Source organism: Frankia sp. Cppng1_Ct_nod, assembly GCF_920656135.1.
GTDB lineage: Bacteria > Actinomycetota > Actinomycetes > Frankiales > Frankiaceae > Protofrankia > Protofrankia meridionalis.
Window position 1 is genome coordinate 25,304 of record NZ_CAKKTK010000050.1, and the last position, 9,647, is coordinate 34,950.

Genomic DNA, 9,647 nt, shown 5'->3' on the forward strand with positions numbered 1-9,647 from the left:
TGGCAGGTACCCCCCAGCAGCCTCTCGGTACCTGCTGAGACTTCGGACATTGAGTTTACGAAAAGTATTTTAAACCTTACTTAAGGTGGAAACTCGCGGGTTACTCCTGCCACTCTTTCTCTTTAAGTGTTAGTACCGTCACCGATGGTATCCATTGTCGATCGAGGTTAGAGGCTCAGGTGACTGGGACGTGACAGAGAACGTGGCGGCATTGACAGCCCGGTCGATCCCGGAATCCGACCCGTACGACCGATACGACCCGTCCGATGGGGCCGGTCCGGGGCGGAGCCCGCTCCCATCCGGTGCCGTCGAGATCTCCGTGGTGATGCCGTGTCTCAACGAGGAGGCGTCGGTCGGGACCTGTGTGATCAAGGCGTTCGTCGGCATCGCCGCGGCGGGTCTCGGCGGTGAGGTGATCGTTGTCGACAACGGTTCGACGGACGGGTCGGTCTCGGTCGCCCGGTCGGCCGGCGCCCGCGTCCTGGTCGAGCCGCGACGAGGCTACGGCAACGCCTACCTCGCCGGATTCGCGTATGCGCGGGGCCGATATCTGGTGATGGGCGATTCCGACGATTCCTATGACTTTTCCGAACTTACGGAACTCGTCGCGCCGCTGCGGGCCGGTCGCGCCGACTACGTTCTCGGCTCCCGATTCTCGGGAAGGATCATGCCCGGCGCGATGCCACGGTCGCACCGTTATCTGGGTAATCCGGTACTGAACGGGATGCTCAACCGACTCTTCGGCCTCACGTCATCCGACGCCCATTCTGGAATGCGCGCTTTCACCCGTGCCGCATACGAGCGGATGGGACCGCGCTGCGAAGGTATGGAACTCGCCTCCGAGTTGGTCATCGCGGCCGCCCGGGTCGACCTGCGGGTCGAGGAGGTCCCGATCACCTATCACCCCCGTGTGGGCGCGTCCAAACTGCGCTCGCTGCGTGACGGCTGGCGCCACGTGCGTTTCATGCTGTTACTCGCACCCCGTCACCTGTTCGTCATCCCGGGGCTGGTGCTGCTCACACTCGGTGTCACCGGGCAGTTCGTGCTGCTACCCGGATCCCTCGACGTCGGATTTCATCGTCTCGACGTGCACTTCTGCGTGCTGTTCGCGATGGTGGCCATTCTCGGTTGGCAGGTGGTGCTGCTCGGGGTCTTCGCCGACTCCTATCACCGTACGGTCGGCTGGGCGCAGCGTCCGCGCAGACTTTCTGCCTGGGTACAGCTGCGGTTCACCCTCGAGCGTGGTCTGGTGGCCGGGCTCGGGCTGTTCCTCATCGGTCTTGGTATTGACGCGATCATCCTGGCCCGGTGGATCGCCGCCGGTCTCGGTCCGCTCAACGAACTGAGGCCGGCACTGTTGGCCATGACCTTGATGGTGCTGGGCGCGCAGAGTGCTTTCGCATCCTTCTTCCTGCATCTGCTCACAGCGGGGAGTCCGGGATCCGGTGTGCGTGCCCCTGCCTCGATCCCGGCCATCCGGGACGCGGAGCTCCCCCCGTCCCGGATGGGTGCGAAGTGACACCGCTGACGCTGGAGAATCATCTGGGCGGCGCCTGTGCGGTCAACTACCGGCGGTTCGAACTCGATCTCGTCTCGCCGCACTGCGGCCGGCGGATTCTGGAGGTCGGGTCCGGTCTGGGCGATTTCGCCGCGGGGCTGAGCGGTTACGACCATCTGACCGTCTCCGATACCGATCCGTTCTGCCTGCGGACATTGCGTGATCGCTTTATCGCTCGCGCCGATGTCAACGTGATACCGCTCGACATCGGCCGCCTGGGTGCCGGGGCGACGGGGATCGCCCCGGTCGACACATTGATCATGATGAACGTGTTGGAACACATCGACGACGACGCCGGCACGCTTCGACGGCTCGGGCGTCTGCTGGTGCCCGGTGGGCGGGCCGTGCTGTGGGTTCCGGCGTACCCCGCGCTGTACGGCGAGTTCGATCGCATGGTCGGTCATTTCCGCCGCTACACGCCGTCCACACTGCGGCGGACGGTGCAGACGGCCGGTCTTCGCGTCGAGTCGCTGCAACCGGTGAACCTGCTCGGTGGGATCGCCTGGTGGGCAACCGTTCGTTGCGCGGGGCAGCGCAGCGCCGCTCCGCGTCTGGTGCGGGTCTATGACCGGGTCGTCATGCCCACCACCCGGTTCATCGAGCGGCGGATGCGGGTGCCGTTCGGCCAGTCCCTGCTCTGTGTGGCACGGGTGGATGCGACACGGGTGGATGCGACACAGGTCGGTTTGGCGGGGGTCGGTTTGACGGGGGTCGGCGTGGCACGGTGGGGGCCGGGCCGCGAGTGACAGAGCAACTGGTCCGCCCCGTCCTGGCTCCGCCTGAGGAGGTGGCCGTACCACCCCCTTCGGCGGCCCGGTGGCCTTCTCCCGTGAACCGGGGGACGCGGGGGACGCGGGGGATGTTGTGGCGCGCGACACGGCATGCCACCGGTGAACTCCGGGCTCGCCACCGTCTGTTCGTGGTGCTGTTCGTGACCGGCACGATACTGCGGCTCGCGGCGCTTTTCGCCTACTGGCCGGCGTTGGAGTTCTACGGCGACTCATATTCCTATATGTGGTATTCCCGGATACTACGTCCGGATTCGGTCCGCCCGTTCGGATATTCGGCATTCCTGCGGCTGCTCACGTGGTCTCCGTCGCTGGCGGTCATACCAGCAGTCCAGCACCTGCTCGGCCTTGGTCTCGGTTTCGCGCTCTATTACCTGTCGCTGCGCCGCGGGTTGTCCCGTGGCCTTTCCTCGGCGGCTGCCGCGCCGGTGCTGCTGGACGCCTACCAGGTGAACATCGAGCAGATGGTCATGGCGGAAACGGTGTTCTCCGTCCTCCTGACCGCGGCAATCATGGTGCTGCTATGGCACCCCCGCCCCACTCTGACCAGGTGCGCCGGGGCCGGCTTACTACTGGGGGCAGCCACGCTCACCCGTTCGGTGGCGCTGGTGTTGCCGGTCCTCGCCGGCCTGTATCTGCTTGCCAGGTCCGCCCGTGGGCGCCGGCTCGTCGCGTTCGGTCTCGGCTGTACGTTGCCGTTGCTGGCCTATGCGGCCTGGTTCGCCTGCGTGTACGGAAACTTTGCCCTGCAGAACGTGGACGGATTGTTTCTCTGGGGCCGGGTCGCCCAGTTCGCCGACTGTTCCCGCATCGAGGTGAAACCCCGGGAGATTCCGCTGTGCTCGCCGCATCCACCCGGCGAGCGGCCAGGGCCCAACTACTACGACTGGGACCCGAACAGTCCACGGTTCGGTTTCGCGACGTTCGACGCGGACACGACCGCGTTTTTTCGTGACTTCGCGTTCAAGGTGATCGAAGCGCAGCCCGCGGCATACGGCCGGATGGTGGCCGGTGACGTCCTGCACTTCTTCGCGGCGTCACGGCGCGCTTATCCGCGTGACTGGTACCTGGCGAGCTGGCAGTTCCCGACCGGAGGAGTCGATCCACACTGGCAGATCGACCATGCGCTGAACAGCTACGACGGCAATGTCGTGCCCCGCCGTTACGATCCGGTTCTCGGTGGTCTGCTGCGTGGCTACCAGTCGTTCGGATTCACCCCGGGTCCGCTGCTCGGAGGGTGCGCGCTGCTGGGCGTGCTGGCATCCATGATTGCTTCTGGTTACGGGCGGGCCCGGTTACGTCACGACTGCCTGCTGCTCGTCGGCATGGGTCTGGTTCTGCTGGTGATCCCCTGCGCGACCGCCACGTTCGACTACCGCTACCTGCTTCCCACCCTGGTCTGTCTGCCACTGGCGGGGGCGTTCGGGCTGCACCAGCTGCGGCTCGTCCGCATGCAGACCCGCGTGCTGCGCACGAAGGAGCGATCGGCTACCAAATAGCCGCTTAACCCTATTGGGCAACTACAGATCGTCAGATCCAACTGGGAAACCACATGCGGACCCGCCATGCGGAGGTGGGGATCACCTGTGCCGCCATGATCGGATAGAAGTAGACGAACAGCAGGACGACGACGATCGCGTAGACGCCGGCTGCCAGCGAACCGACAAGCCGACGGGTGTCCGAGGCGGTTCTGGAACCGAGTGCGACGCCTGCGAGCGCGGTCAACCCGAGGACGAGGAACGGCAGCAGCGGCAGGGCGTAGAACAGGAACATCGTCCGGCTGGGGAACGCGAGCCACGGCAGGAACGACGTGCCGAAGCCAACCAGGACGAGGGCCGCCCGCCAGTCCCGGCGGCTCACCCACAGGGCGAGCATGCCGACCAGGGCCAGCGTGCCGACCCACCAGATTGCCGGGTTGCCGATCGCGAGGATCTCCCGGGAGCAGCCGCCCTGGGCGGTGCACCCGGACTCCCCGACCTTGGGCGAACTGTAGAAATAGGCCACCGGCCGGCCCAGGAGCAGCCAGCTCAGCGGTTTTGAGGCGTAGGGGTGCGAGGCGCTGAGATGCTTGTGGAACTGGTAGATCTGCATCTGGTAGTCCCACCAGCTGTGCAGAGCGGCCCACGTGCCGCCGCGGTACCGGTGCCGGTTGTAGCCGCCGTCGGTGATGAACCAGCCTGTCCACGTCGCGAAGAACACGATGATCGGCAAAGGAACGAAGCTTGCGAACCACTGCGGGCCGTCCCGCCGGAGGGCGGCCAGGGTCGGACGGCGGACGCCGGCGGTCCGGCGCGCACCCACGTCCCAGGCGATCGCGAGCGCGGCGAATCCGACGATCGTGTACAGGGCGCTCCACTTCACGCCCATGGATGCGCCGAGGAACAGCCCGCATGCCAGCCGCCATGGCCGAACGCCGGTCCGCGGGCCGTTCCCCGGTTGGAGGCCCCGTGGGTCGATGTCCTTACCGGTGTTCTCAAGCCTGGAGGCGAGGCGGGCCCGACCGTGGTCCCGGTCGAGAACCAGGCAGGCCAGGGCGAGCACGAGCCCGGTCATCAAGAAGATGTCAAGGATGCCGATCCGGCTCTGGACGAACTCCAGCCCGTCGAAGGCGAGCAGTAGGCCTGCGAAGCAGCCGAGCAGGGTCGACCGGAACATCCGCCTGGCGGTGCGGGCAAGGACGAGTACCGCCAGTGTTCCCGCGACCGCGGAGGCGAACCGCCATCCCAGTTCGGGGTTGCCATGCGGGACGTCGGCGCAGTCGGTGTAACCGAAGAGCCATTCGGACGCCGCCATCAGCCACTTGCCGAGCGGCGGGTGCACGACGAATCCGGGACCGTTGCACCCGCTCTTGATATCGGTCAGTTCATAACTGTGGGTGAGCAGGCTGTACGCGTCGTGGGTGTAGTAGACCTCGTCGAAGTAAATTCCGCGCGGTTCGGTGAGGTGCCAGAACCGCATGATGCCGGCGACCGTGGCAATCGCGAGTGAGGCGAGCCAGCCGGTGACCCGGTCGGTCGGCATTGGCGGAACCAGCCGTTCCCGCAGGGTCGGGCGGTCGTCGTCGCCCACGGCGACCACCGGGGCCTGCATGCTGCCGCTGTCCACGGTCGGATACGTCGTTGTCACGGCCACCGCATCAATGTAGGTCGTCGGACCTGGCAGACTCGGTGGGTGTCCGGGACTCTGGTGCTATGCGGTGCGCCGATCGGTGATGTCCGCGATGCCAGCCCACGTCTTGGCGAGATACTCGCCCGCGCGGACATCGTCGCAGCCGAGGACACCCGCCGCCTGCGCCGGCTGACCGCTGCCCTCGGCGTCACCATCTCCGGACGGGTCGTCTCCTGCTTTGACGCGAACGAGGCGTCCCGTGCGGACTTCCTGCTCGCCGAGCTACGTGCCGGAGCCACCGTCGCACTCATCACGGACGCCGGAATGCCCGCGGTCTCGGATCCGGGGTTCCGGGTGGTAGCCGCCGCCGCGATGGCCGGGGTGCCGGTAACCGTTGTGGCGGGCCCGTCCGCGGTGACCGTCGCGCTCGCGGTCAGCGGGCTGCCCACCGACCGCTGGGTATTCGAAGGTTTCCTGCCACGCAAGTCCGGGGAACGCCGGTCGCGGCTCAGGGACCTGGCCGGAGAACGGCGCACACTGGTCATCCTGGAAGCTCCGCACCGGTTGTCCGCGACACTTGACGATCTTACTTCGGCTTTCGGGGCGCAGCGGACGGCCGTCCTGTGCCGGGAACTGACCAAGACGTGGGAGGAGATCGTCCGGGACGATCTCGCCGGGCTGGCCGGATGGGCACATGGCCGGGATGTCAAGGGGGAGATCACCCTGGTGGTGGCGGGTGCGCCGAACCCGGCGCCACCCGCGGCGGCGCTGGTCGCCGGGACGCCTGCCGCGGCGGCCTTCGCCGTCATGCTCGCTGCCGAGGTCGCCGGCCACGAAGCGGCCGGGATGTCGAGAAAGGAGGCCCTCGCGGCGGTGACCGCGAAGCACGGTGTGCCGCGCGGCCTGGTCTATGACGCGGTCGTCGCCGCGAAGAGCGGCGGTGACCGCTCCAGGTCCCACCGTGGGGGGAACGCGCCCGGCCCGTCCTGACCGCCCGGTCCGTCCTGACCGTCAGCCGCTGCGTTGGATGACAGGTGTCTTCACCTGCCAGCGTGGATAGGCCGGCCGACCGGGGGAACGCGCGGGAGGCCAGACCGTACCGGCCACGCCGTCCTGCCACTGCACCAGATGGCCCTGATGACCGACCTGCAGCCCGGTGGCCGGGTCGAGGCGGAAGCGGCCCAACAACGTGGATGTGTCGAGTCCGCGCGCGGTGGCGAGCACGGACGTGTCATCGACCCGCCCGCGCAGCCGGACGCACCGCCCGAAGATCAGCCCGGCCGTGTACGCCACCGCCGCTGTTGCCGCTGGTAGCTGCCCGTGCATCCGCTCGTAGTCGGTGACGAACTCGGACACGCTCGGACCGGTTCCGGCCTCCGCGGGCAGCAGCGGTGACCAGGCCCGCGGGCCCAGCAGTCCTTCTCGACGCTCACCCAGGCCGGCCAGGGCGTCGTCGTGCCCGGCCGTGGAGAAGGCCGCGGCCCGCCAGGGCCGGCGCAGCAGCACCTCGGCCGCTGTCGTCTCGTCGGCGGGATCGCCCTGGACGATCAGCACATCGGCCGGTGGGAGTCGCCGCGCGGCGCCCATGGCCTGGCCGGGGCGGAAGACACTGGAGGCGACCTCGAAACCGAGCCGTGCCGCCGCGGCCCGCGTAACGGACACCACCTCCAACGCCCAGTCACCGGACGCCACCAGCACCGCTACCTTGAGAGCCCGCCGGTCGGCGGCGCGGACCGCGGCAAGGACCCCCCGCGTCCACGTCGAATGGGGCGCGGCCATGTTGATGACGTTCGGGAAGGCCTGGCGGACGAACCGGGTTGAAGGCGCGCCGATGTTGAACACGACCCGCTCGGTGGCACCGCACGCGGCCAGCGCCGCGTGCTGTCCGTGTGGGCCGAAGATCGCTTCCGGGTGTGCTCCGGCGGCGGCCCGCATGGCCGCGGCGGGCTGCGGGTTCGCGTCATAGGCGGTGACGCACACCTCGTCCCACGGCGGCGGCAGCTGCTCGTCGCGCGTCCACAGCGTGACGGCGCGAAGGGCGGCCAGACCGTGCGCGGCTGCCGGGCCGGTCAGCGGTGTCACCAGCGCGACGGTGAGTGGTGAGGACATCGGTATGTGTTTACCAGGTGGTGGGTCCGCGACGCCCTGCCACGCGCAGACATGGTCACGACACCTCGTGCCGGTTGCGTGCCACAACCGGGCGTACGGTCCGGCAGGCGATCTTGATTGGGCGGTTGACATCTTCGGCCTTGCCCGGCTGGAGGCCGACCCGTTCCTGCCGCGTCCGGTGCGGGGGATCCTGGTCGCCCAGCCGATCACTCCGCAGGCGCGTCCCCTGGCGCGGCCGCCGGGACTGGTCCGGCCGGCAGACGGTCATTAATTCCCCACTTCGGCGGGAAGAATAGGGCGAGTGGTTCGGGCCTGGCCGTGAACTTGGCTTTGATGCGGGTTCGGCCGCTAGTCAGCCCCGGGGCGGCCTCCCGGCGCAGGATCGCGCCTTTCTCACCGTGCGGGGCGTTCTCGTACTCCGCGACGATCCGCAGCTTGTACGCCGTGCTGAACACCCGCCGCGACGGGCGCGGCGCCGGGTCACGCGACGGCGGTGACCCGGCCGGGCCCTCCTGCGACTCAGGCTCCATGAACATCAGGATCTCCGATCACGCCCTCCGTAGCCAGCTCACACCCACGAGGGTGTCTCACTCAACTCTGACAGAGAGGGGATTTCTTTGCCACCGGCCGTCGAGGTCTCAGGGGAAGCAAAGGCGTTAGGCTCCGCCTCCACCAGTGTCCGGGTTGCCACGGACCGGCCGGACGGCAACGGTCGCTCCGCAAATGCCACCACCACGCGGCGGGGGAACCGCTCATGTGGTGGGTATCCGGCATCAAACACCGGAATTTCGTGAACAGGATGGGGTAACTTCCTGGCAGGGTAGCGGTCCCGCGTGCGCCGCAGGTTGTGATTGGCGATGTCTTCCAGGTCCAGGCCGCAGGCGGTTGCCACGGCTGCGACTTACCACAGCAGGTCGCCCAGCTCCTCCCGCAAAAATTCACGGTTGGCGGCCAAGTCGATGCCGTCCCGGAGGTATTTTTTGTAAACACTGAGGATGGAGCCGGTTTCGCTGGCGAGCCCGAGCATGGGGGCGATGGCCCCTTGCGGGCCGCCGAGCCTCAGTTGGCTTGTCTCGTTGGCGCTACGCTGGAAGTTGGCAAGATCCACGGTAGCCTCCACGGGGCCGTATTTTCCGTCACTACATTACCTCGTCTTCGTTGTTAACCGTCTCCCGGCGCGTACATATTCGGTGATGCCGTGGGGCCCCGGGACGTTTGCACAGGTCGGCGGTATGATCGGATCCAAGATCCCACGGGTCGCCCGAATATTTACCCCAGCGCATAAGGAGGTATACGCAGCTGCTCCTCGCGGGGTTCGCAGCCGGCAATTTTGGTAAAGATCGTCCAGGCAATCAGTTCGCAGGTTTCCCGTGTGATGCGGCGAGTAATACGCTGCAAACGTTCCTCAACCTCAACGGGCAGCACCGCACTGCCTTCGCTGGCCGCCAGATGCGCCCAGGCGTGGGCTTCTTCCCACTCGGCGAAGGTGGCAAGCTGTTCCCCGTAACCGTTCAAGACGGCGTAGGGCTTTACCCTCCGGGTGGCTGCCTCGCGGACTGTTTCGCGCGTCCGGCCAGTTTGCCCATCTGATTCCTGATCCACCGCAGCTCCTCCGCAGCGTTTTCTACTCGTTCAGTCATGGCGGCATACTCAAGGGAATTGGCGGGCAGGTCGTCTTCGCAATGGCTCAAGTTGACCTCAAATTCTTCAAACCGCTGGAGCGCCGTTTCGCATTGTTCCTCCAGGTGGTACAGCGGATCATCCAGCTCTTTGCGCGCGCCGCTTATCCAGCCGCCTCCCGCTGCCTGCCTCGTTTGGATGGCTCCTGGAGCCGGGGGAGTTCCAGCGGCGTGAACGATGGCCACTCAACCCCGGCCCCAGGGCCTACACGAACCCTGATGCCACTCGGCGATGAGTAGTAGCCGTGCCATGCATGATCGGTATGCATGCTGGGCTGTACGACAAATTGTTACGGCTAGACTTCACTGATGGAAAGCCCGTTCGGGACGACCGGGAAGGCCGGTAGTTACAGTGAGCGAGCAGCGCGGGCGAGGTCGCTACTGCCGGTGTGGTGGGCGTCTTGC

At 67.0% G+C, this 9,647-nt stretch carries 9 protein-coding genes; 4 read left to right on the forward strand and 5 right to left on the reverse strand.

The features are described from left to right. The first annotated feature begins 190 nt into the window (after window positions 1-190). The 3 genes from NBW77_RS14775 to NBW77_RS14785 all read left to right on the forward strand — a co-directional run bounded on the left by NBW77_RS14775 (window position 191) and on the right by NBW77_RS14785 (window position 3,845). Complete coding sequence (locus NBW77_RS14775; RefSeq protein WP_250279889.1) at window positions 191-1,519, forward strand: glycosyltransferase family 2 protein; 1,329 nt, start codon at window positions 191-193, stop codon at window positions 1,517-1,519. Beyond that, window positions 1,516-2,304, forward strand: coding sequence for a class I SAM-dependent methyltransferase (locus tag NBW77_RS14780; RefSeq protein WP_250279890.1), 789 nt, complete (start codon window positions 1,516-1,518; stop codon window positions 2,302-2,304). Before NBW77_RS14775 ends, NBW77_RS14780 begins: the two co-directional genes overlap by 4 nt. Window positions 2,305-2,387: 83 nt before the next feature. After that, window positions 2,388-3,845, forward strand: a complete 1,458-nt coding sequence (locus NBW77_RS14785) for a hypothetical protein (protein WP_131745278.1) — start codon at window positions 2,388-2,390, stop codon at window positions 3,843-3,845. A gap of 31 nt (window positions 3,846-3,876) precedes the next feature. Here NBW77_RS14785 and NBW77_RS14790 read toward each other — a convergent pair whose 3' ends face one another. After that, window positions 3,877-5,436 (reverse strand): dolichyl-phosphate-mannose--protein mannosyltransferase, encoded by a 1,560-nt coding sequence (locus NBW77_RS14790; protein WP_131745288.1) that lies wholly within the window; start codon window positions 5,434-5,436, stop codon window positions 3,877-3,879. Between the two features lie 81 nt (window positions 5,437-5,517). On the opposite strand from NBW77_RS14790, the gene rsmI reads away from it, so the two are divergent. After that, a complete protein-coding gene (gene rsmI, locus NBW77_RS14795) occupies window positions 5,518-6,444 on the forward strand; it encodes a 16S rRNA (cytidine(1402)-2'-O)-methyltransferase (protein ID WP_131745279.1) in 927 nt (308 codons plus the stop codon). Window positions 6,445-6,465: 21 nt separating this feature from the next. On the opposite strand, the gene NBW77_RS14800 is transcribed toward rsmI, so the two are convergent. The 4 genes from NBW77_RS14800 to NBW77_RS14815 all read right to left on the reverse strand — a co-directional run bounded on the left by NBW77_RS14800 (window position 6,466) and on the right by NBW77_RS14815 (window position 9,165). Beyond that, complete coding sequence (locus NBW77_RS14800) at window positions 6,466-7,563, reverse strand: ABC transporter substrate-binding protein (RefSeq protein ID WP_250279891.1); 1,098 nt, start codon at window positions 7,561-7,563, stop codon at window positions 6,466-6,468. 206 nt (window positions 7,564-7,769) lie between these two features. After that, entirely contained in the window at window positions 7,770-8,099 is a 330-nt protein-coding gene (locus NBW77_RS14805; protein WP_165485815.1) for a hypothetical protein, read from the reverse strand. Between the two features lie 365 nt (window positions 8,100-8,464). Then, complete coding sequence (locus tag NBW77_RS14810) at window positions 8,465-8,671, reverse strand: nucleoside triphosphate pyrophosphohydrolase family protein (protein ID WP_131745281.1); 207 nt, start codon at window positions 8,669-8,671, stop codon at window positions 8,465-8,467. 161 nt (window positions 8,672-8,832) lie between these two features. Continuing rightward, window positions 8,833-9,165 carry a hypothetical protein gene (locus NBW77_RS14815; RefSeq protein ID WP_131745282.1) on the reverse strand — a complete coding sequence of 111 codons (333 nt, stop codon included), beginning with the start codon at window positions 9,163-9,165 and terminating at the stop codon, window positions 8,833-8,835. Window positions 9,166-9,647 lie beyond the last annotated feature (482 nt).

Excerpts from the sequence above, each read along its gene's own strand:
- NBW77_RS14805 (WP_165485815.1), bottom strand. The coding sequence starts at position 8,099 with ATGTTCATGGAGCCTGAGTCGCAGGAGGGCCCGGCCGGGTCACCGCCG.
- NBW77_RS14800 (WP_250279891.1), bottom strand. The coding sequence starts at position 7,563 with ATGTCCTCACCACTCACCGTCGCGCTGGTGACACCGCTGACCGGCCCG.
- NBW77_RS14790 (WP_131745288.1), bottom strand. The coding sequence starts at position 5,436 with ATGCAGGCCCCGGTGGTCGCCGTGGGCGACGACGACCGCCCGACCCTG.